At 67.9% G+C, this 21,620-nt stretch carries 19 protein-coding genes; 9 read left to right on the forward strand and 10 right to left on the reverse strand.

Annotated elements, in window-relative coordinates; genetic code table 11:
* Positions 1-185 precede the first annotated feature (185 nt).
* Positions 186-1,502 (forward strand): lipopolysaccharide assembly protein LapB, encoded by a 1,317-nt coding sequence (locus tag MKCMC460_RS20275; protein ID WP_236981854.1) that lies wholly within the window; start codon positions 186-188, stop codon positions 1,500-1,502.
* Positions 1,503-1,546: 44 nt separating this feature from the next.
* Here MKCMC460_RS20275 and MKCMC460_RS20280 read toward each other — a convergent pair whose 3' ends face one another.
* Positions 1,547-2,122, reverse strand: coding sequence for a TetR family transcriptional regulator (locus MKCMC460_RS20280; RefSeq protein ID WP_236981852.1), 576 nt, complete (start codon positions 2,120-2,122; stop codon positions 1,547-1,549).
* A 47-nt stretch (positions 2,123-2,169) separates the two neighbouring features.
* Between MKCMC460_RS20280 and MKCMC460_RS20285 the strand changes: the two genes are divergently transcribed.
* Positions 2,170-3,066 carry a lysophospholipid acyltransferase family protein gene (locus tag MKCMC460_RS20285; protein ID WP_370652912.1) on the forward strand — a complete coding sequence of 299 codons (897 nt, stop codon included), beginning with the start codon at positions 2,170-2,172 and terminating at the stop codon, positions 3,064-3,066.
* A gap of 26 nt (positions 3,067-3,092) precedes the next feature.
* Here the strand turns inward: MKCMC460_RS20285 and MKCMC460_RS20290 are convergent, their stop codons facing one another.
* From MKCMC460_RS20290 to MKCMC460_RS20310, 5 genes are all read right to left on the reverse strand, one after another.
* Positions 3,093-5,708 (reverse strand): LuxR family transcriptional regulator, encoded by a 2,616-nt coding sequence (locus MKCMC460_RS20290; RefSeq protein WP_236981850.1) that lies wholly within the window; start codon positions 5,706-5,708, stop codon positions 3,093-3,095.
* 110 nt (positions 5,709-5,818) lie between these two features.
* Entirely contained in the window at positions 5,819-6,118 is a 300-nt protein-coding gene (locus MKCMC460_RS20295; RefSeq protein ID WP_238304740.1) for a hypothetical protein, read from the reverse strand.
* A gap of 186 nt (positions 6,119-6,304) precedes the next feature.
* Complete coding sequence (locus MKCMC460_RS20300; protein ID WP_236981849.1) at positions 6,305-7,108, reverse strand: ABC transporter permease; 804 nt, start codon at positions 7,106-7,108, stop codon at positions 6,305-6,307.
* Positions 7,105-8,268: an ABC transporter substrate-binding protein gene (locus MKCMC460_RS20305; protein WP_236981848.1), complete on the reverse strand. Its 1,164-nt coding sequence runs from the start codon at positions 8,266-8,268 to the stop codon at positions 7,105-7,107. The genes MKCMC460_RS20300 and MKCMC460_RS20305 overlap by 4 nt, the downstream gene beginning before the upstream one ends.
* Positions 8,265-8,975, reverse strand: coding sequence for an ABC transporter ATP-binding protein (locus MKCMC460_RS20310; RefSeq protein WP_236981845.1), 711 nt, complete (start codon positions 8,973-8,975; stop codon positions 8,265-8,267). The genes MKCMC460_RS20305 and MKCMC460_RS20310 overlap by 4 nt, the downstream gene beginning before the upstream one ends.
* A 406-nt stretch (positions 8,976-9,381) precedes the next feature.
* Here MKCMC460_RS20310 and MKCMC460_RS20315 point away from each other — a divergent pair, with 406 nt between their 5' ends.
* The gene (locus MKCMC460_RS20315) at positions 9,382-11,121 is read left to right on the forward strand and encodes a DUF3556 domain-containing protein (protein ID WP_236981836.1); all 1,740 of its coding nucleotides are present in this window, start codon (positions 9,382-9,384) and stop codon (positions 11,119-11,121) included.
* Positions 11,118-11,906, forward strand: a complete 789-nt coding sequence (locus MKCMC460_RS20320; RefSeq protein ID WP_236981835.1) for an SDR family oxidoreductase — start codon at positions 11,118-11,120, stop codon at positions 11,904-11,906. Before MKCMC460_RS20315 ends, MKCMC460_RS20320 begins: the two co-directional genes overlap by 4 nt.
* Before the next feature lie 9 nt (positions 11,907-11,915).
* Here the strand turns inward: MKCMC460_RS20320 and MKCMC460_RS20325 are convergent, their stop codons facing one another.
* Positions 11,916-12,143, reverse strand: a complete 228-nt coding sequence (locus MKCMC460_RS20325; RefSeq protein ID WP_236981826.1) for a DUF3618 domain-containing protein — start codon at positions 12,141-12,143, stop codon at positions 11,916-11,918.
* Positions 12,144-12,223: 80 nt separating this feature from the next.
* Here MKCMC460_RS20325 and bcp point away from each other — a divergent pair, with 80 nt between their 5' ends.
* Together bcp and MKCMC460_RS20335 are read left to right on the forward strand one after the other, a co-directional pair.
* Entirely contained in the window at positions 12,224-12,697 is a 474-nt protein-coding gene (bcp, locus tag MKCMC460_RS20330; RefSeq protein ID WP_236981824.1) for a thioredoxin-dependent thiol peroxidase, read from the forward strand.
* Positions 12,698-12,873: 176 nt separating this feature from the next.
* Positions 12,874-14,148 (forward strand): HNH endonuclease signature motif containing protein, encoded by a 1,275-nt coding sequence (locus MKCMC460_RS20335; RefSeq protein ID WP_238304741.1) that lies wholly within the window; start codon positions 12,874-12,876, stop codon positions 14,146-14,148.
* 3 nt (positions 14,149-14,151) lie between these two features.
* Here the strand turns inward: MKCMC460_RS20335 and MKCMC460_RS20340 are convergent, their stop codons facing one another.
* Positions 14,152-15,489, reverse strand: a complete 1,338-nt coding sequence (locus tag MKCMC460_RS20340) for a dipeptidase (protein ID WP_238304742.1) — start codon at positions 15,487-15,489, stop codon at positions 14,152-14,154.
* Between the two features lie 101 nt (positions 15,490-15,590).
* Here MKCMC460_RS20340 and macS point away from each other — a divergent pair, with 101 nt between their 5' ends.
* The 3 genes from macS to MKCMC460_RS20355 are packed head-to-tail and all read left to right on the forward strand — an operon-like array spanning position 15,591 to position 19,354.
* The gene (gene macS / locus MKCMC460_RS20345) at positions 15,591-16,733 is read left to right on the forward strand and encodes a MacS family sensor histidine kinase (RefSeq protein ID WP_236976688.1); all 1,143 of its coding nucleotides are present in this window, start codon (positions 15,591-15,593) and stop codon (positions 16,731-16,733) included.
* A 23-nt stretch (positions 16,734-16,756) separates the two neighbouring features.
* Complete coding sequence (locus MKCMC460_RS20350; protein WP_370653194.1) at positions 16,757-17,386, forward strand: response regulator; 630 nt, start codon at positions 16,757-16,759, stop codon at positions 17,384-17,386.
* 60 nt (positions 17,387-17,446) lie between these two features.
* Positions 17,447-19,354, forward strand: a complete 1,908-nt coding sequence (locus MKCMC460_RS20355) for a DUF2339 domain-containing protein (RefSeq protein ID WP_238304743.1) — start codon at positions 17,447-17,449, stop codon at positions 19,352-19,354.
* A gap of 89 nt (positions 19,355-19,443) precedes the next feature.
* Here MKCMC460_RS20355 and MKCMC460_RS20360 read toward each other — a convergent pair whose 3' ends face one another.
* Complete coding sequence (locus tag MKCMC460_RS20360; RefSeq protein WP_238306030.1) at positions 19,444-21,033, reverse strand: cytochrome bc complex cytochrome b subunit; 1,590 nt, start codon at positions 21,031-21,033, stop codon at positions 19,444-19,446.
* A gap of 186 nt (positions 21,034-21,219) precedes the next feature.
* Positions 21,220-21,612 carry a holo-ACP synthase gene (locus tag MKCMC460_RS20365; RefSeq protein ID WP_055577800.1) on the reverse strand — a complete coding sequence of 131 codons (393 nt, stop codon included), beginning with the start codon at positions 21,610-21,612 and terminating at the stop codon, positions 21,220-21,222.
* Positions 21,613-21,620 lie beyond the last annotated feature (8 nt).

Below are 21,620 nucleotides of genomic sequence, written 5' to 3' on the forward strand. Positions count from 1 at the left end.
TGCACGCATGATGCGCTGCAGTCCGACTCACCGACTCACCGCCCGCCCCGAATGTGTTGCCCCGGGCGACGGTTGGCGCAGTTCGGCTCGCACTTCCAGATTGTCGCCGGCAGGTTCGGCGCGGCCGCGCCCCGGTTGGCGCAGCTTGGCAGTCCGCCGCTCGACGGCGGGACTACTGTTTTGACGTGACCCCAGACCGCGACCACCCCGAGTCGACGCGCTCGGCGGACGGCGTGGCGGCCGCAGCATTTCAACTCGGGCTTCGGCTGTCCGGCGAAGGTGATACCGAAGGGGCCGCGGCGGCCTACCAGCAGGCCATCGATTCCGGTCATCCACACTGGGCCTCGGCGGCCGCCTTCAGCCTCGGGTTCCTACACGCCGAGCAGGGTGATCCGGGCGGCGCGGCGGCGGCGTATCGGCTGGCGATCGACTCGGAGCACGCCGAGCACGCCCCGATGGCGGCGCTGAACCTGGGCAATCTGCTCGACGAGCAGGGCGACACCGACGCCGCCGTGGCCGCCTACCGGGTAGCCATCGAGTCGGGCCATGAAGAGTCGATTCGGATCGCGCTGCTGCAGTTGGGCGGGCTACGAGCCAGGCGTGGTGATGCCGCCGGAGCGGAGGTCGCGTACCGGATCGCGGTCGCTTCCGGGCATCCCGACGTGCTGCCGACGGCGGCGTTCAACCTGGCGTTGACCCGAGAAGCGCTGGGCGATGCCGGCGGAGCGGTTGAGGCGTACGAGATCGTCGTCGCCTCCGATCACCCGCAGCTTGCGCCGATGGCCGTGTTCAACCTGGCTCTCCTGCAGGACAAGGAGGGCGACCTCGATGAAGCGGCGGCGGGCTACCAGGCCGCGATCGACTCGGGCAATGCCGAGCACATGCCCAAAGCGGCGGTCAACCTCGGGCTGCTGCGGGAGAAACTCGGCGATTTCGCCGGCGCCGCGGCGGCCTATCAGCAGGCGATGGACACCGGGGACGTCGACGCGACACCGGTGGCCACCATCAACATGGCCAAACTGCACGAAAAACAGGGTGATGCCACCGGGGCGGCCGCTTGCTATCAGGCCGCGATCGACTCCGGCCATCCCGAGCATGCTCCGGAGGCGGCCAATGCGCTGGGGATGTTACGGGCCGGGCAGGGCGACGCGGACGGGGCCGCAGCCGCCTATCAGATCGCGCTCGACTCGGGGCATGCCGACCACGCGCCCGCGGCCGCGCTGCGATTCGGGATCCTGTGGGCCGGACAGGGCGAGGTCGCACGCGCTGCGTCCGCATTTCAGGTGGCAGTCGACGCGCGAAATAGCGAGGTGGCCTCGGCCGCAGCCTTCGGCCTCGGCACCCTGCGGGCCGAGCACGGCGACATCGCCGCCGCGCGGGCGGCCTTCCAACGCGCGGTCGAGGCGGGCGACCCCGTCTGGGCCCTGCGGGCACAGCAGCGGTTGCAGACCCTTCCGCCGGACGCACGTCGCCGGTCGATCTTCCGCTTTCGCCGCGACTGAATCTGGCTGCGCGCGAAGGTAACCGGGCTGCGGGGGGCTGCGGGTCAGCGGCCCGTCGGAGCGACGATCCGCCGGGCGGCCTCCACCACGTCCGCGCGGCGCCGGGCAACGACCTCGGGATCGCTGGTCCGCGCATCCGGATGCGGCGACAGCGCCCACGACAGCCCGACCCCGAACAGCAGCACCAATAACTCCATCGGCTGCCAGCACGGATCGACATACCCGGCGGCCTGCGCTGCTTCGATGGCGTGAACGTCGCGAGCCGGTACCGAATCCCACTCGTCGGCCGGCGGCGGGTCCAGAGCCAGGCCCTCCAAGTTGGCCCAGGTGATCATGCGCAGATGCTCCGGACGCCGGCGGGCCAGGTCGTAGATGTCGCCGACGAATTCCGGCACCGCGTCCGGGCGCAGGCTGACGGCCGCGAAGAACTCGGCGCTGTCGGCCGCCACCACACTGCGAAACAGCGACTCTTTGTCACCGAAATGCGCGTAGAGCCGCTCCTTACTGGCGTTCGCAGCCCGGGCGATGCGGTCGATCCGGGCGCCAGCCAGCCCGTAGTGGGCGAACTCAGAGCGCGCGGCATCCAGGATGGTGCCGCGGAGTTCATCGGTGCTGCGCACGTCACAACCATAACAGACGAACTAGTTCGTTCGGTATAGTGGGCGGCATGGCTCCTTTTCCGCCCCCACGACGCAAAGACATCGAAACCCGGCCCATAGACATCGACGCGGTGATGAATCATCCACCGCGGGTAGCGAAGTTACGCACCGCGCTGGACAAGCTGCAGGGCGGCATCGCACCGCTGATCGACCTCTACCGTCCCTACGTCGACGGACTGGACACCCTGCCCGCCGACGGCCGATTCCTGTTGGTGGGCAACCACACTCAATTCATCGGCGGCGAGGTGCTGCTGGTCCCACACTTCGTGCGGCGCGCCATCGGCGCCCGGGTACGGCCCCTTGCCGACCGCCGCTTCGCCCAGCAACCCGGGTTCGGCCACGACGTGATGACGGCCTACGGGGGCGTCATCGGTGATCCCGAAACGGCGCGAGAACTGATGCGGCACAACGAAACCATCCTGGTGTTCCCCGGCGGCGGCCGTGAGATCGCCAAGTTCAAAGGCGAGGAATACACCCTCAGATGGGGCACCCGCGCCGGGTTCGCGCGCCTGGCGGTGGAGAACGACTACCCGATCGTCCCGGTCGGATTGGTCGGCGGCGACGACGTGTACAAGAGCATGGTCACCCGCGACAGCCTGCTGGGCCGGATCAGCCGGGCCGTCAGCGCCCGGATGTCCGGCGACGCCGACATGGCGATGCCGTTGATGCGCGGTGTCGGGCCCACCTTCATTCCCCGCCCCCAGCGGATGTATCTGCGCTTCGGCAAACCCATCGTCACCACCACGCCCGACGGCGTGTCGAACGAATATTGGGTGGCCTCGGTACGGGAGCAGACCCGGCAGGCGCTGGAGGCCATCCTGGCCGACCTGCTGGACCTCCGCGCCAAAGACCCATTCCGCGAACTGAATCCGCTGGCCTGGACCAGCGCCGTCGCGGCGAGCTGAGCCGCGCCGACCCGCGGTCCTACGGCTCAGCGTGCGCCGCGGCCGGCGCTCACGATGGCCGTCAGCTCCTCGCGGGACTGGGCTCCCACCCGCTGACAAGCGTGATAGACGTGGCCCTCGACGGTGCGCACTGAGACCACCAGTCGTTCGGCGATCTCGCGGTTGGACAGGCCGGCGACCACGAGCTCGATGACGTCACGCTGGCGGCCGGAGAGCGGCAGACCTACCCGGCTGCGCAACGCCGGCGTGTCCAGGCCGCCACATTCGTCGGCCAGTTCCCGCGCCAGGGCCGCCGCGTACAGGCCACGTTTGCTTCGTTCATCGCGGGTGAACACCGCGGCGGCCTGCGCCGCGGCATCGGCGGCCGCAGCCCGATCACCGATGGCCCGGTATTCGTTCGACGCCGCCAGTAACCCGTCGCCATCGTTGGCGCGCAGCGATTCCGCATGCCGCGCAACCACATCGGCGATCGGTAACGACAACACCTCGGCCAGTTCGCGGGCGCGTTCGGCACCGCAGCCGTCACCCCACTGGGCCGCCGCCTGGATACAAGCCAGCTCGTGGGTCGGCTGGCCACGCTCACGCGCCTGCGCGGCCGCGGCACGCGCGGTCTCGACGGCGTCGGTCAGGCAACCGCCGGCCGCAGATGCCCAACCCGATGCCAGCGCCAACCCGGTGTGCATGAACAAATAGTCGGGCGGCACACACGACCGGGCTTGGGCCGCCGCATCATTGGCGGGTGCGGGCTGGCCGAGCTTGGCGTGCGCCTCTGCCAACGCGAAACAGCTGGCCGGATGCAGTCCCGTGGTGACGCCGTGCCGCTGCACCCCGGCCTGCGCCTCGTGCAGGAGCCTGGCCGCGTCGGCGGCGGCACCGCGAACCAGTTCGGCCTGACCCAACAGGAACGCCAGGTTCGCATAGGCAAGGCCGGGAACGTCGCGGGCTGACTCGGCGAGCTGTTCTGCGGCGCTGATGAATTCATCGATGCGGCCGGTCAACCGGCAGGCCCGGCCGTATACGGCACCGAACCAGAACCGCATATGCGATGCCTGAAACGAGGTGGTGGCGCGACGCAGTGCCGCGTCGGCAACGGCTTCGAGGTCCTCGACGTCGCCGAGCGCCCCCATCGCCATGATCAACGCAAGCGATGCCATCATGGCGTGAAAATCCGGCAGTTCCGCAGAACCCAGTGCGGCCCTGGCCTTCTCGACGGCTGCCGCGCACCGCGCCGATACCACGTCGACGCAGGCCTGCACCGCGATGCGCTCGGCCCGTTGCGACGGCGTCTCCGGTGTCCGCGCCAGGCCATCGAGGATCGCCGCGGCGTCCTTCGGGCCGCCCAGCATCCAGACCAGGTTGGCCGCCCGCACCGTCGCCCAGTGATGAGCATCCTCGTGGCCCGCGCCGATCTCGCGTAAGGCCGTCTCCGCCTGCTCGCCGCGACCGAGCAATACCAGGTTCATCGCCCGAACGCCGACCGCATCGGCCAGCCCCGCTTCGGCGGCGGCGGTCGCGAAACGGTCGGCCAAGGTGAGGTCGAGCAGCGTCATCGCATGCCGTGCCGCTTCCAGATAGAGCTTCGGGTCGGGGTCGAGATCGGACTCGAGGGTGAGCAGCGCCCGGCGCACGGTCGCGCGCATGTCGGCGTCAGTATCCTTCGACAGCCGTCGGGCCAACTGGCCCCGAATTCTGGACAGGTACATCTCGCCCGCCGTGGCGCGGCGGAGTTCGCCGAACAGCGGGTGTGCCAGCCGCGCCATCAGCCTGTCGGCGGTGCGCTCGATGCTCACCAGTTGCATCTGCTCGGCAGTCTCCAGTTCGTCGCGACCCACCAGGCCACACAACACGTCGACCGGCAGTGGCTCACACTGCGACAGGGTATCGACAACTAACGCCAATTGCGTTGTAAGACAACTTAACTGCCGACCCACCGCGTCGTGCAGGCTGGCCGAGACCGCCACGTCGTCATCCCACATCCACACCCCGGCCGCCTGCCGAATCCGGCCGGCCGCGACCTGGGCGCTCAGCAGCTGGCGCAAGAACAACGCGTTTCCCGCGGTGAGTTTCCAAAGCCGATGGGCGCTGCGGGAATCGACCGGTCCGCCCAGCGTGTTCTCGATCAGGCCGCGCGTCGACTCATCGGTCAGCGGTGCAAGCTCCAGTCGAGCCAACAGACCGTCTTTCCATAGGGCGGTGACCGCGTCGGGCTCCTCGCCTCCCGTGCGCACGGTTACCACCAGGCGGGTCCCACGCGACTGCGCCAGCTGGTGCACCACGAGCGCGGACAACCCGTCGAGCAGGTGCGCGTCGTCGACCCCCACCAGCGTGCGGCCCTGCCGCTGTTGGGCGACAAACGAATTCGTGACACGACGCACGTTGGTCAGGGGGTCGCCGATCCCGTCGCCGAGCGACCCGATGAACGCCCCGAGCGGCAGCGGGCGCGCTGACTCTGTGCCGACAATCCAGTTCGTGCGCTGGCCGCTTGCCTCGGCTCGGCGAAGGACTTCACGGGCAAGGGCGGTCTTGCCGACACCAGCGGCGCCGGCGATCACCACGCCGCAGTATTTTCCCGCCCCGCCCAACGCACGGTTGATGGCGGCCAGCTCGCTGTCCCGCCCTGTCAACGGATCTCCGCTGATCACACGGCGACTATAACCGTGCGTTCCTCACCAGACGAGACAATTCATGGACAATTTCGCGCCTTGCGCCCAGGGCTGCCCCCTCTCCAGTCCTGGGCACGGCGCCGAAACTCCTACAGCCGATCCATTTCGCGCGACATGGAGGCGGATTCCAGGAAGGAATAGCGCTTCGGGTAGACCCGCCGGGGAGCGGGGTTGTCAGGTGTCGCCGACACCATCATCCTGCGCACCGCCATCGCGACCACGGAGGGCGCCGCGTACCACCGCCGCGCCGTTGTCGGCTCCGGCGACAGCACCGTCGCGGTGCTGAAGGCAACCTCTTGCACGGTGATCAGCACCGGCGTCGACGCCACGACCTCACTGGTTTCGGTCTCGGGTGCGCCGCCGGCCACGGGTTCAACTGCTGCGGTCATTTCGGGCCTCCTGGGTATTCGAATCAGCTGTCTGGCCGGCGGTCGTTGCTGGCGTCCCACCCTCCAGTGCGTTCAGCTTCGCCTGCAGTGGCCGTCATGAACCGCGTAGTGGACTACGCGTACCGCCGGAATGCCGTTACGCGGCGGGCATCCGGGCGCTACGAAAGGCGACGGCGGATGGGGCGCTCAACTCTGCCGGTCGGTGCGCGACCCAGACAACAACCGGCGCGCCGCCAGATCCAGCACGTAGCCGATCACACCGATGACCACGATCACCGCGACCACCTGGCCGTACGCCAATTGGTCTCGGGCATTGAGGATCTGGTAGCCCAGACCCGAACGCACGCCCAGCATTTCGGCGGGAACCAGCACCACCCAGGCGATGCCCAGCGCGACGCGCAGCCCGGTCTGCAGGTGCCCGCGGATGGCCGGCAACACCACGACCCGGAGTTGTTCGACCCGGGTGGCGCCGAGCGAGCGGGCCACCTGCAGATAACCCGGCTCGACGGCGTGCACACCGGCAGCGGTGTTGATCAGGATCGGCCACACCGATGCCGCGGCGATCAGGAAGATCACCGGCTCGTTGCCGATTCCAAAGAGCGCCACCGATATCGGCGCCCAGGATAGCGGCGAGATCATCCGCAGAAACTGCACGACGGGGCGGGTGGCGCGCTCGGCGGTATCGTTGAGCCCGATCAGCAATCCGGCCGGAACGCCGAGCACCACGCCGACCAGCAAGCCGATCAGCAGCCGCCACAGGCTGACCCCGGTGTCTGGCAGCAGCACACCGCGGTTGAACAGATCGGCCAGCGATCGGATCACCCGGTCCGGAGTGGTCTCACGAAGCAGGGACTGCGCCGGGGCCAGGACCGCGGTCGCCAGCCACCACAATGCGACCGCCGCCCCGATCGCCAGCGCGGGCGGCCACCAGCGGCGCACAATCGCACCGGCGAAGGCATGGGCCGAGGCGGTCGCAGTATCCAGGGTCATCGCGGCTGCACCTGTTCGTTTCGGGTCAAATCGGAAGGCAGACCGAAGGATTCGGGTCCGCCGTGGGTGGCCAGCGCAGCCCGTACGAAGGTGTCGTCCACCAGTTCGGCATGCACGGCCGCGGGGTCAAGTCGGTCCAGGAAACCACGATCGCCGTCGACGACGGTGTCGTGCATGGCCTCCACCAGCCGGCGGGTAAAGCTCGGGAACGGAAATGGCTGATAGCCCAACCGCTGTGGTTGCCATTCGGGGTGGACGATTCGGTAATCCTGGGGCCGGTAGGTCAGGGCGGTCTTGATCGCGGGCAACGGTTGGGGCAGGTACGCCCCTGTCGACAAGGCCGTCGCGGCGGCGGGCCGGTCGGTGTTGATACGTTGCTGTGCAACGACTATCGAGTCGACCAGTGCGGCGGCCGCTTGCGGACGATGCTCGATCAGGTCGTCGTGGGCCAGCACGACACAGCAGGCGTGATCGCGCCACACGTCGCCGAGGAAAGTGTGGATGCGGCCGATCTTGCGCACCTGCGCCATCGCGTTGAACGGGTCGGCTACCACGTAGCCGCTGATGGAACGGTTCGCCAGCGCCGGCACCATGTCCGACGGGCTCATCACGATCAGCTCGACGGTGCGGGCGCTGCGCGAGGCGCTGCTGCGCACCACCGGCACCAGGTCGTGGGCGCGCAGCAGTTGCTGCAGGATGATGTTGTGGATCGACCACCAAAACGGTATCGCCACTTGGGTTCCGGCCAGCTGCCCGAGGTCGGTGATGTGCGGTGCGACGGTGAACGCCGACCCGTTGGTGTGGTTCCAGCTCAACATCTTCACCGGACGACGCAACAGGAAGCGCAGTTGGATCGCGGTCGGCATCAGCATGTGCACCGCGTCGACCTGACGGGTGACGAACGCTTCGGCCAGCGACGCCCAGCTGCGGAACAACACCGGTTTGGCCGCACTGACCACGCCGGGCTGATACAGCCCGGCAGCGTGCGCGATCAGCAGCGGCGCCGCGTCCGTGATGGGTAGATAGCCGATGCGGAGCTGCCCGGTGGTGTTGGTGCGGTCGGCGGCGGCGGCGTGGGCCAGGTCGGCGATCCCGGCCAGCCCGCCGGCCGCGGCCAGCGCGCCGGTCAACAACGACCGCCGCGAAAGCGCACTCGTCACTGTTCGACCAGGCGATACTGGTCGAGAATTTCTTGCCGCAGCGCCTCGTTGCCAGGTCGCCACTCGCGTCGGATCCGTCCATCGGCGCCGAGCAGCACCACCCGGCTGGCCAGCAGCAGCGCCTCGTCCACATCGTGGGTGACCAGGACGACGGTGATGGCAAGTTCGGCCGCCAGCGCACCCAGCCAGGCCTGCAGGTCGGCGCGGATGGCGGGGTCCAGGGCGCTGAACGGCTCGTCGAGCAACAGCAGCCGGGGCCGGGTCGCGACCGCACGGATGATCGCGACGCGCTGCGCCTGGCCACCGGAGAGCTGATCGGGGTAACGGTCGGCGACGCGCTCGAGGTCGAACCGGCGCAGCAGTTCTTCGGCGTACTCGCGCTCAAACGACGCCTTCTGCGCGGCGAACCGCCCCGCGAGCAGCACGTTCTCGCCGGCGGTCAGCCAAGGCAGCAGCAGCGCCTGCTGGAACACCACCCCGGTGTGAGGCCGCGTGACGCCGTGCGCGTCCGACCACTCGACCGTTCCCGACGTCAGCTCCTCCAGTCCGGCGATCACCCGCAGCAGGGTGGACTTGCCGCTTCCGCTTCGCCCCAGGATCGCCAGGAACTCGCCCTCGTCGATGGCCAGGTCGACGTCGGCCAGTGCGAGGCTGCCGGCGTCAAAGCGCTTGTGGCCGCCGATGATTCGCACCGTGGCAGCTCCCACGTCACATTCCTTTCCGACGCCCGTCCCCGGGCTGGTCTGCGGCCCGGTCCTCGGGCACGGCACAGGCTGCACGGTGCCAGTGCGGGCCTGCGCTTGTCCACGCGCGCCGGCGCGGCCGGACCCGCTGAACCCCAGCCTCCTGGCCGGCCGGAGCGGCTCTCCCCCGTCGGCACAATCCGGTTAAAGACTCTGTGTCACAACGTATTTGAGCAACGTTCCACATGGTGGCGATCGATCGCAGACGACTCCGGCCGGGTCGGCCCGGCCAATGGGATCGCGCTGATCGCAACATGGTCTTTCCCGGCTGGTCTCGCCCACCGAAAACTATCCCACTGAGTCGGCAAAGGACCTGTCGCGCCCGCCTCGCAGCAGGTACTTTTTCCTGGCACCCGTCGAAGGAGCCGCAATGGGATTCATCCAGCCCAATCTGCCCGTCGTCGACATCCCCGAGTGGAGCAACGGCACTCGCTCCGAGCGGGTGATACCGATGCAGCGGCACATCGCCGAGAACGGGTTCGGCACCCCGCTGATCATGCCGGTGATGTACGGCGTGAAGATCGTGCTCTACATTCTGGGCGCCTGGATGTGCGCGTGGTCGACGCCGGGCATCGGCGGCTTCACCGACGTCACCGCGTGGTGGACCGAGCCGATCGTCTTCCAGAAGGTTGTGCTCTACACAATGCTGTTCGAGGTCGTCGGCCTCGGCTGCTGCTTCGGACCGATGGCTGGGCGCTACTTCCCGCCGATGGGCTCGATCCTGTACTGGCTGCGGCCCGACACCATCCGGCTGCCACCGTGGCCCGACCGGATCCCGCTGACCAAGGGCAGCAACCGGACCCTGCTGGAGGTGGTGCTCTACGCCGCCCTGCTGATGCTGCTCTTCGTCGCTCTGCTCTCCGGCGGTACCGGCCCGATTCCGGCTCTGGACACCACCATTGGCGTACTCCCGAAGTGGCAGCCGGTCGCGGTCTTGGGCGTGCTGGCCCTGCTGGGCCTGCGCGACAAGATCATCTTCCTGGCCGCCCGCGGCGAGGTGTACGCGCCGCTGACGCTGGCGTTCCTGTTCACCGGGGCCGACATCGTCGTCGGCGCCAAGGTGGTGTTCATGGTGATCTGGCTGGGTGCGGCGACGTCGAAGCTGAACAAGCACTTCCCGTTCGTGATCTCGACGATGCTGGCCAACAATCCGTTCATTCCCTCGGGGATCTTGAAGCGGTCGTTGTTCAGGCGCTTCCCGGATGATCTGCGGCCCAGCGCATTATCGGGTTTCATCGCGCACTTCTCCACCGCGGTCGAGGGGTTGGTGCCGCTGGTGCTGTTGTTCTCGCACGGCGGCTGGCCGACGGCCATCGCGGCGTTCGTGATGGTCGTGTTCCACCTCAACATCCTGTTGGCGTTTCCGATGGGGGTGCCGTTGGAGTGGAACGTGTTCATGATCTTCGGCGTGCTGTGGCTGTTCGTGGCGCACGCCCATGTGGGGCTGTCCGACACCGGCAACCCGTGGCCCGTCGTGCTGCTGTTCGCGGTGGTGGCCGGGACCGTCGTGATCGGAAACCTGTTCCCGCGCAAGGTTTCCTTCCTGCCCGGGATGCGGTACTACGCCGGCAACTGGGACACCACGGTGTGGTGCGTCAAGCCGTCGGCGGACGAGAAGATCCGGATCGGGTCCAAGGCGCTCGGCCCCATGCAGCATCTGCAGCTGGAGCGGCTGTACAAGAGCAAAGAGGATGCCCTGATTCCCATCCATCTGGCGTATGCGTTCCGCGGCATGAACACCCACGGTCGCGCGCTGTTCACCCTGGTGCACCGGGCGTTGGCCGGTTACGACGAGGACGACTACAACCTGTGCGAGGGCGAGGTGTTGTGCTCGATGGTGCTCGGGTGGAACTTCGGCGACGGGCACCTGCACAACGAGTGCCTCATCGAGGCGCTGCAGCAGCGTTGCGGCTTCGAGCCAGGTGAGGTACGAGTGATCATCCTCGACTCCCAGCCGATTCAGACTCAGCGTCAGGAGTACCGCCTCGTCGACGCCGCGACGGGTGAGTTCGAGCGCGGCTACGTCGAGGTCGCCGACATGGCCGAGGCGCAGCCGTGGGCCGACGACATCCCGATCCACGTGACCAGCGACTCAGGATTGCACGCATGAACAGCGCATTGGTCACCGGCGCCTCCACCGGGCTGGGCCGCGAACTGGCGGCCTTGTTCGCCGCCGACGGCGTCGATCTGGTCGTGGTCTCCAGCGAGCGCAGTGCCACCGAGCTCGCCGCGCTGGCCGACGAACTGCGTTCTGGCCACGGGGTGCGCGCCGACCCGATCACGATGGACCTGTCGGCACCGGGTGCCGGAGCCGACCTGGTGTCCCGCGTCGACGACCTCGGCGTCGACGTCGAGTACCTGGTCAACAATGCCGGGGTAGGGATCCTCGGGCTCAAGATCCAGGAGTGCGACCCGGCTGCGGTGTCGAGAATGGTCCAGCTGAACGTGGTGACGCTGACCGATCTGACGACGCTGTATGCGGCGCGGATGGTGAAGGCCGGCCACGGCGCGATTCTCAATATCAGCTCGATCGCCGCCTACGTCATCCCACACGGTCTAGAGGCCGGTTACTCGGCCAGCAAGGCCTATGTCCGCAGCTTTTCTGAGGCGGTGGCCTCCGACCTGCACGGCACCGGGGTCACCTGCACCCACCTCGCCCCCGGCCCGACCCGCACCGAATTCGGGCGGACTGCCGGGGTGGGCGATTGGGCACGTCTGGACCGCTTCATCATGGACGCCGCGCCGGTGGCCAAGGCCGGATACGAGGCGATGCGGGCGGGCAAGGTCACTGTGATGCCCGGTCTGGGGAACAAGGTGATGCGGGTGGCGGCGCCGCTGTCACCGTCGCGGCGGATGAAAGCGCTGATCTCGGGCTATTTCGTGGCGCGCCACTGACTGCCCGGGTCAGCGGTTGCGGATCCGGTGGATCACCACGATGACCGCGACGACGCTCACCCCGGTCAGCGATACCGTCACGATGGGCTTGTTCAGGAACTCGAACACCTTGGCCTTGACGTCATCGGCTAGGCGGCGAGGATTCGCACGCTCAGCAAGCGAGTCGACGGTTGCCGCCAGCTGGTTGCGGGCTTGGTCGATCTCCTGCTTGATGGTGTCGGGATCGCGGTCCGCCACGTGTCTGTCCTCCAAGTCAGGCTGGTGCACTGACGAACTACCCTAGTGCCGACGCTCCGGTGACGAGAAAGGGATGCACCTTGACCGAGAACACCCGCTTGGCGCCCGGCGACAAAGCGCCCGCGTTCAGCCTGCCCGATGCCGACGGCAACAAGGTTTCGCTGTCGGATTTCAAGGGACGCCGCGTCGTCGTGTATTTCTATCCGGCGGCCTCGACACCCGGCTGCACCAAGCAGGCCTGCGATTTCCGGGACAGTCTGAATGAGCTGAACGAGGCCGGTATCGACGTGGTCGGCATCTCCCCCGACAAGCCGGAGAAGTTGGCGAAGTTCCGCGATGCGGAAGGATTGAATTTTCCGCTGCTGTCGGATCCGGACAAGAAGGTGCTGGCGGCCTACGGCGCGTTCGGCGAAAAGATGATGTACGGCAAGAAGGTCACCGGGGTGATCCGCTCGACGTTCGTGATCGACGAGAAGGGCAAGATCGAGGTCGCGCAGTACAACGTCAAGGCGACCGGACACGTCGCCAAGCTGCGGCGCGACTTGTCGGTTTAGGGACCAGTCACGCACGTCGCTACCGGTCCCCGTTGTGGTGCTGAGGCCCCAGCGCTAGCGCGCCGACTACGCCAATTTGGCCAATCAGCCTGTGCCGCTGCATAAATAACGCGTTCACGCTTCCAGCTCAGGTTGGACAGCCGAGACTTGTCGGACCCCGCTGCTTTGATGGGGTCATGTCTTCGAGCGCATCGCCTGCCGTGGCGGTAACTCCCGCTGAGCGCCTTGAGGTGCTGTTTGAGGAGTTGGCGGAGCTGACCGGTCAGCGTAATGCGATCGATGGTCGGATCGTGGCGATCGTCGCCGAGATCGAGCGCGACGAACTGTGGGGGTCCACCGGCGCACGGTCGGTCTCGGCGTTGGTGGCCTGGCGTACCGGCGTGTCCCCGCGCAACGCCAAGACCATCGCCGCGGTGGCGCATCGCGCGCAGGAGTTCCCGCGCTGCGTGGCCGGTCTGCGCGAGGGCCGGCTCTCGCTGGATCAGGTCGGGGTCATTGCCGAACGCGCCGCCGACGGCTCCGATGAGCACTACGCCGAGCTGGCCGCGGTAGCCACCGTCTCCCAGTTGTGCACCGCGATCAAGCTGGAGCCGCGACCGGAGGACCCCTGCCCCGAGCCACGCCCGGGTCCGCAGCGCTCGATCTCCAAGACCGGCGACGAGCAATCCACCACCTGGCGGATCACCCTGCCCCATGCTGAAGCCGCCCTGTTCGATACCGCCCTGCAGGCGCACCTGGATGCGCTGGTGACCGACTGGAAACGCGACCACGCCGCCGCCGCAGCATCCCAGTGCCCCCCGCTGCCCGACACCGTGGATGCGTTCCTGAGTCTGGTGACCGCCGGCTGGGACACCGAAGTCGCGCGCCGGCTGCACGCCCAGCACACGACCGTGATCGTGCACCTCGACCTCGACAAACCCGCCGCCGCCCTGCACCTGGGGCCACTCCTGTCGGCGGCCGAACGCCGGTACCTGACCTGCGATGCCACCTGGGAAGCCTGGTTTGAGCGCGACGGGCAGGTCATCGGCGCCGGCCGCGAGACCCGCCAGATCAGCCGCCGGCTGCGCCGCGCCCTAGAACACCGCGACCGCTGCTGCGTGGTGCCCGGCTGCGGCGCCACCCGCGGCCTACACGCCCACCACCTGCAGCACTGGGAGGACGGCGGGCCCACCGAACTGCACAATCTGGCCCTGGTCTGCCCCTACCACCACCGCGCACATCACCGCGGCCTGATCACCCTCACCGGCCCCGCCGACCAACTCACCGTCACCGACAGCAACGGCCGACCCCTGCCCACCGGCTCACTGGCCCGACCCCCCACCACCGCACCACCCGACGTCAAACCCTGCACCGGCCCCACCGGCGAACGCGCCCAATGGTGGTGGTACACACCCTTCGAGCCGTCGGACAATCCGAGCCGCGGATCGAAACTCAAACAGGGCAAAACCTAGACGCTATGTGGCCAGGTTTGCCAGCAGCAGCGCCTCGGCTATCGCCGCACGCTCCAGCACCCCCAGGTGCAGGCTCTCGTTGATGCTGTGCGCCTGCGTCCCGGGATCCTCCACCCCGGTGACCAAGATCTTCGCCTGCGGGAACGCCTCGGCGAACTCGGCGATGAACGGGATCGATCCGCCCATGCCCATGTCGATCGGCTCGGTCCCCCACGCCTGGCGGAACGCTGCCCGCGCCGCGTCGTAGACCGGACCGCTGGCCTCGATCGCATACGGTTGGCCGACTTCACCGCGGATGACTTCGAGGTGGGCACCCCATGGGACGTGGCGGCGCAGGTGGGCTTCGACGGCGTCCAGGTGCCGTGCCGCATCCCCGCCGGGCGCCACCCGGATGCTGATCTTGGCCCGCGCCCGCGGGATCAGCGTATTCGATGCCGCTGCCACGGAAGTGGTGTCGATGCCGATCACCGTGATGGCCGGCTTGGCCCACAGCCGCTGGGGCACCGAACCCGACCCGATTTCGCTCACGCCATCCAGCAGCCCGGAGTCGGTGCGCGCCCGCTCGGGTGGATAGTCGGGGTAGTTCAGGCCGGCGATATCGGACTCGTGCAGGCCCGGCACGGCCACGTTGCCGTCGTCGTCGTGCAGGCTGGCCAGCAGCCGCACCAGCACAGTCAACGCATCGGGCACCACGCCGCCCCACAAACCGGAGTGCAAGCCGTGATCGAGGGTGGCGACCTCCACCACGCAGTCGGCCATCCCCCGCAGCGACACCGTCAGCGCCGGTATCTCCGTGCTCCAGTTGTCGGAGTCGGCGATCACGATCACGTCGGCGGCCAGTGCGTCGCGGTGCGCAGCCAGCAACCGTCCCAGCGACGGCGACCCCGACTCCTCTTCGCCTTCGACGAACACCGTCACACCCACCGGCGGCTGCCCGTCGTGCGCCAGGAACGCGGCCAAATGTGTTGCGATGCCTGCCTTGTCGTCGGCGGTGCCGCGACCGTAGAGCCGCCCGTCCCGTTCGGTCGGCTCGAACGGCGGCGAGTGCCACTGGCCGCGGTCGCCCTCGGGTTGCACGTCGTGGTGGGCGTAGAGCAGCACGGTCGGCGCGCCGGGTGGTGCCGGGTGGTGCGCGATCACCGCTGGAGCCCCGCCCTCGCTGACGATCTTCGCGTCGTGAAAACCGGCCTGAGTCAACAGGTCTGCAACCCTTTGCGCGCTGCGGTGCACCTGATCGCGCCGGGCCGGATCGGCCCACACCGAATCGATGCGCACCAGATCCTCGAGATCACGCCGCACCGACGGCAACACCGCACGCACCCGCTCCACCAGATCAGTCATGGTTCCGAGGCTAGCCAGAGCCGTAACCGGCGAATCACCCGCCAACAGTTCCTGACGCGGCGCGACTGATTGAGGCCCGCGGTCCGCTCTAAGCTGACCGGGTGACCACCGAAGGTCCCGATCCCACCACACCGCTGTGGCGGGCCGCGCAACTGTTCCGGCTGTTGAGCTGCCTGTACGCGCTGGGTTTCCACATCGCAGTCAGCGCGGATCTGCGCCATCCCGCGCTGGGTTGGACGCTATTCGCGGTGCTGATCGGGTGGAGCGTGGCATGTGCGGTCGCCTACCTGCGCGGGTTCGGCCGCCGCCCGGCCTGGGTGATCGCCGAACTCGTAGTGGTCGTGTTGCTGATGTTGTCCACCGAAGTCGTCGCGTCCGGCCAGTGGGCGCACAACAACCAGACCTGGCCCACGACATTGTGGGCCAGCAACGCCACTATCTCGGCGGCCCTGCAGTTCGGGCCGGCCGGCGGGCTGCTGACGGGCGCAGCCGTCACCGCCACCAGCGAATACGTCAAGGGCTATCTCAATGTCAACCTGGGGCGCAACGCCACCGTCATCGTCGAGTTGGCCGTCGGTCTGGCGGTGGGCATCGCCGCCAGTACCGCGCGGCGCGCACATGCCGAACTGCAGCGTGCCGCCCGGTTGACGGCAGCGGTCGAGGAACGTGAGCGGCTATCCCGGCAGGTGCACGACGGCGTCATACAAGTGCTGGCCCTGGTGGCCCGCCGCGGCAATGAAATAGGCGGTGCCACAGCCGAACTCGCGAAGCTGGCCGGGGAACAGGAACGCGCGCTGCGCAAGTGGGTCACCTCGACGGACATGGAGACCGATCAGCATGACGCCACGATCGACCTGAGGGCGCTGCTGCGTCGCCGGGAATCCGATCGGGTGTCGATGAGCCTGCCCGGAACTGCGGTGCCTCTGCAGATCGACGTCGCCACCGAATTGGACGCCGCGGTGGGCAATGCGCTGGACAACGTCCGCCTGCACGCCGGACCGAACGCCCACGCATTCGTGCTCCTGGAGGACCTCGGCGACGCGGTCACGGTCAGCGTCCGCGACGACGGCGTCGGGATCGCGCCCGGCCGGCTCGAGCAGGCCGCCGACCAGGGACACGTGGGTGTTTCGAAGTCGATTGTGGGACGGTTGAGCTCATTGGGCGGCAGCGCCGTACTGACCACCGGCGAGGGCGAGGGCACCGAATGGGAGTTGCAGGTGCCACGAGGTAAGGGGGCATCGTGACCGAGCAATCCGAGCCGACGGTGATGGTGGTCGACGATCACCCCATCTGGCGGGACGCCGTCGCCCGAGACCTCGCCGACGACGGGTTCCACGTGGTCGCCACGGCCGAAGGTGTCGCGGCCGCGCGCCGGCGGGCGGCCGTGGTCAAACCGGACGTGGTGGTGATGGATATGCGCCTGTCCGACGGCGACGGTGTGCAGGCGACGATGGAAGTCCTCGAGGTCTCACCCGACAGCCGGATACTGGTGCTTTCGGCATCAGACGAACGTGACGACGTGTTGGAGGCGGTCAAAGCCGGCGCGACGGGATACCTGGTCAAAAGCGCGTCGAAAGCCGAACTGGCCGACGCCGTGCGGGCCACCGCGGCCGGACGGGCGGTCTTCACTCCGAGCCTGGCCGGGCTGGTGCTGGGTGAATACCGGCGCATCGCCCAGAACCCGAGCCCGGGCCCGGCAACCCCCAGCCTCACCGAGCGTGAGACCGAGGTGTTGCGCTACGTCGCAAAGGGTATGTCCGCCAAGCAGATCGCCGAGAAGCTGTCGCTGAGCCACCGCACTGTCGAGAACCATGTGCAGGCGACGTTCCGCAAGCTGCAGGTGGCCAATCGGGTCGAGTTGACCCGCTACGCCATCGAGCACGGGCTGGACGAATGACGGACTTCGGGTAGTCCTACTCATCCATCACCCGCATCTCACCCGGCAGGGTGGACCACTATGACCCAATCCCACCAGCCGGACCGTGCTGTCCTGACGCGGCTGACCCAAGAATTCGACGCGTTGGCCCGTCAGATGTCTCGGGTATCCGGCGAGCTCAGCCAACTGGACCGACTCTTCACCGCTACCGCCGCGACCGCTGCGACTACGGCGCCGGTCACGCCACCAGGAGCGCCGGGCCAGCACGCCGCGCCACCACAGCCTGTTCCGCAGCAGCCAGTGCCGTACTGGCAGAACTACTGGCAGTACTGGACGCCCGCCTCGGCGACCCCGCAGCCGCCGCGGCCGCCACGCCAACGGGCGCCGCGTCCCGCGCCGGTACCGTCAGTGCGGCCGCATCCCACTCCCCCAGCGCCGCATCCCGCTCCCCCAGCGCCGCCGGCACCGACCGAATCCCGTTGGATCGGCAAGCTTCTCGCCGTCGCGGGCGTGGCCGTGACGCTGATCGGCGTGGTGCTGCTGCTGGTGCTCGCCGCAAAGGCCGGGCTGCTCCGGCCGGAGATCCGGGTGGCGGGCGGTGGCGCGCTGTCGGCCGGCCTGGTGGCGGTGGCCACTCGGTTGCGTGGCCGCCCGGGCGGACACGTTGGCGCAATCGCGCTGGCCGCCACCGGTATTGCCGCCGCGTACCTGGATGTCATCGCGGTCGTGACCATCTACGAATGGATCCCGGCGCCATTTGGTTTGGCGCTGGCTGCCGCGGTAGGCGGCGCGGGCCTGGCTTTGGCCCGCCGATGGGATTCCGAACACCTGGCGTTGTTGGTGCTGGTGCCTCTGATCGGACTGGCACCCGCGCTGACCCACGGCGTGGACCTGCTGCTCGTCAGCTTCATGCTGGCGTTGTCGGCGGCCGCCTTGCCGGTACAACTCGGCAAAGACTGGATCTGGATGCACGCTGCCCGGATCGCCGCGCCGACGCTGCCACTGCTGTTCGCGTTGATTGCGATCAGCGATCACGACAACGCCTGGTTGCTCGGTGGTGCTTGCGGGGTGGCGGCGATCCTGTCCATCGCCGGCGGTCTGATCCTGCTGCCGACCACGACCGATAAGGGCGCGCTTGCGCTGCTGACCGTCGCCGGTACGGTACCCATTCTGGTCAGCGCGATCGGAGTCAATCACGCTCTGGCAGCAGCTCTTTCGGCCGCATTGGCCGCAGCCATGCTGGCGGTCGCGCTGGTCGGTAAGCACCCCCGGACCGTCGCCCGCATCTGGTCGTCATGGTCGGCGACCTCGGCGCTGGTTGCGCTCACCGTCGCGTTCGACGGCTATGTCGAAGGTCCCCTACTACTTGCGCTGGCGATCGTGGTGGCCTTCGCCGGGCGGCGCGACATCGTAGCGCGCTGGGCCGCAGCCGGATTCGGTGTCGTCGGCACCGGCTTGTTCATCAGGTACGCCCCGCTGCATGCACTGGTGCGGGCGACCACGGTGCCGACGTCGGTTGCCGTGTCCACGTTGGCGGCCAGCCTGCTCATCATCGCGCTTGCGGTCGTCGTGACGCGGACTTGGACGGGCGTCGCCAAGCAGAACCCCGACCTGGTCCGCTTCTGGTTCGCCGCGGCGGGCGCCCTGGTGACCTACGCGGTCACCGCGTTCACGGTGACAACCGGAGTCCTGATCGCCGGCACCGGCGGCGGCTTCCTGGCCGGCCAGATGGCGGCCACCATCATCTGGATCGGCGTGGCGGCGGCACTGTTCGTCTATGCGCTGCGGGTGGCCGGGCAGGAGCGCCACCAGGCGATCACCGCCGGGCTGGCTCTCACTGCGGCCGCGACCGCCAAGCTGTTCCTGTTCGACCTCGCGACGCTGGACGGCATATTCCGGGTGGCGGCGTTCATCGTGGTGGGGCTGGTGCTGCTGGGCATGGGCGCGGGGTATGCCCGCAGCCTGGCCTCCGGAGATCAACGCAGCTGAAACTGACGGGGCCCCGCCGAACAGAGCGCAGTTCGGCGGGGTCTGTCGCACCTACGTGAGCGAAGCCTTCCCGTCGCGGCACGGCTCCCTCAGCGAGACTTTCGCAGTACGGCGATCAATCGACGCTCCGCCGCATGCCGGGCCGCCGAGAGCGCCGCGTCCTGCGCCGGCGGATCAGCCACAAGCAAGCTGCCGCCGCCGGGAGTTCCGGCCGAGCCCAGCTTGTTCATCTTCTTCGGCACTGGCGCACCTTGATATTCCAGCGGGAGGGGCCCCAACGGCTGGTGCAATTCGACGTAGGCGCCGTGCGGCAGACGCTTGATGATGCCGGTCTCCACACCGTGCTCGAGCACCGCGCGGTCGCTGCGCTGCAGCCCGACGGCCCACCGGTAGGTGATGAAGTAGACCAGCGGCGGCAGGACCACCATGCCGATGCGGCCGATCCAGGTGGTGGCGTTGAGCGAGATGTGGAACTTGAACGCGATGATGTCGTTCATCGCGGCCAAAGTCAGCACCGCATAGAACGAAATCGCCATGGCGCCAACGGAAGTGCGCACCGGCACGTCACGCGGCCGCTGCAGCAGGTTGTGGTGGGCGTAGTCGCCGGTGAACCGCTTCTCCAGGAACGGATAGATGATCAGCAGGATGAAGACCAGCCCCATGATCAGTGCGACACCGACGGTGGCCGGCACCGTGTGATGGCCGAGGTAGATCTCCCAGGCCGGCCACAGCCGCTGCAGGCCATCCGGCCACATCATGTAGAAGTCGGGCTGCGAGCCGGCCGACACCTGAGAGGGCTTGTAAGGGCCCAGGTTCCAGATCGGGTTGATCTGCAACAGCCCGCCCATCAGGCCCAGCACACCGACGATGCAGGCGAAGTAAGCGCCGGACTTCACCGCGAAGCCCGGCATCACCCGAACACCTACCACGTTGTGCTCGGTGCGACGCGGACCAGGGAATTGCGTGTGCTTCTGGAACCACACCAGCGCCACATGCACACCGATCAGCGCCAGGATGACGCCCGGCAGCAACAGCACGTGCAGCGCATACAGGCGAGGAATAAGCACGGTGCCGGGGAAGTCGCCGCCGAACAGCGCCCAGTGCAGCCAGGTCCCGATCACCGGTAGCCCCAACGTGATTGACGACAGTGCGGCGCGCAGCCCGATACCGGAGAGCAGGTCGTCGGGCAGCGAGTAACCGAAATAGCCCTCGAACATCGACAGGATCAGCAGCAGCGACCCGATCACCCAGTTCGCCTCACGCGGCCGGCGGAACGCGCCGGTGAAAAACACCCGCGCCAGATGCACCATGATCGACGCGGAGAACATCAGCGCCGCCCAGTGGTGAACCTGGCGCACGAACAGGCCGCCGCGCACCTCGAAGGAGATGTTGAGCGCCGTCTCGTAGGCCCGCGACATCTCCACCCCGCGCAGCGGCTGGTAGACGCCGTTGTAGGTGACCTCGGCCATCGACGGGTCGAAGAACAGGGTCAGATACACACCGGTGAGCAGCAGCACAATGAAGCTGTACAGCGCGATCTCACCGAGCAGGAACGACCAGTGCGTCGGGAACACCTTGTTGAGCTGGCGACGCACCGCGGCCGACGGGTGATACCGGGCGTCGACCTCAATCGCTTGTCGCGCAACGGTATTCGTCAAATTCAGGTCCACGGCGACCATCCCCTCACGCCCGGCCCGCGCCGTTGCGAGTCGGTAGTTCGCCACGTATTACTACGCGACGTAGTACCACCGAATGTAGTACTTATCCGTGCCGATGTAAACGAATCTTTTGACGCGCAGCGCTAACCACAGCGCGCACCGCTCGAAAGGTGTTCCGCGCCAGCGTGATACGGATATCAGAGTGGGCTAGGACGTCTCCAGGATCGCCACGGCTGCGGCGGTGTCCGCCTCATGAGTGAGCGAGACGTGAATCGTCACGTCGGCCAGATGCTTGGCGATCTCGCCACTGAGCCGGACCCTCGGGCGACCCCACATGTCGGTGACCACCTCGATGTCGCGGTGAATGTCCTCCGGCAACACCGGGCGCTGTGCGAAGCGTGATCCCGACCAGGCCTTGATTACCGCCTCCTTGGCCGCCCATCGGGCAGCCAGGTGCCGTGCCGCCGAGGAACTCTTGTCGGAGGCGTCGCGGCGCTCGCCGGGGGTGAAAGTTTCGGCGAACACCGTGCCCGGTTGATCGACCTGCTCGGCGAAATCCGGGATGGAGACAAGGTCGATCCCGATTCCGACGATGCCCATGGGTGGCC

Source organism: Mycobacterium sp. 20KCMC460, from assembly GCF_022179425.1.
Lineage (GTDB): Bacteria > Actinomycetota > Actinomycetes > Mycobacteriales > Mycobacteriaceae > Mycobacterium > Mycobacterium kiyosense.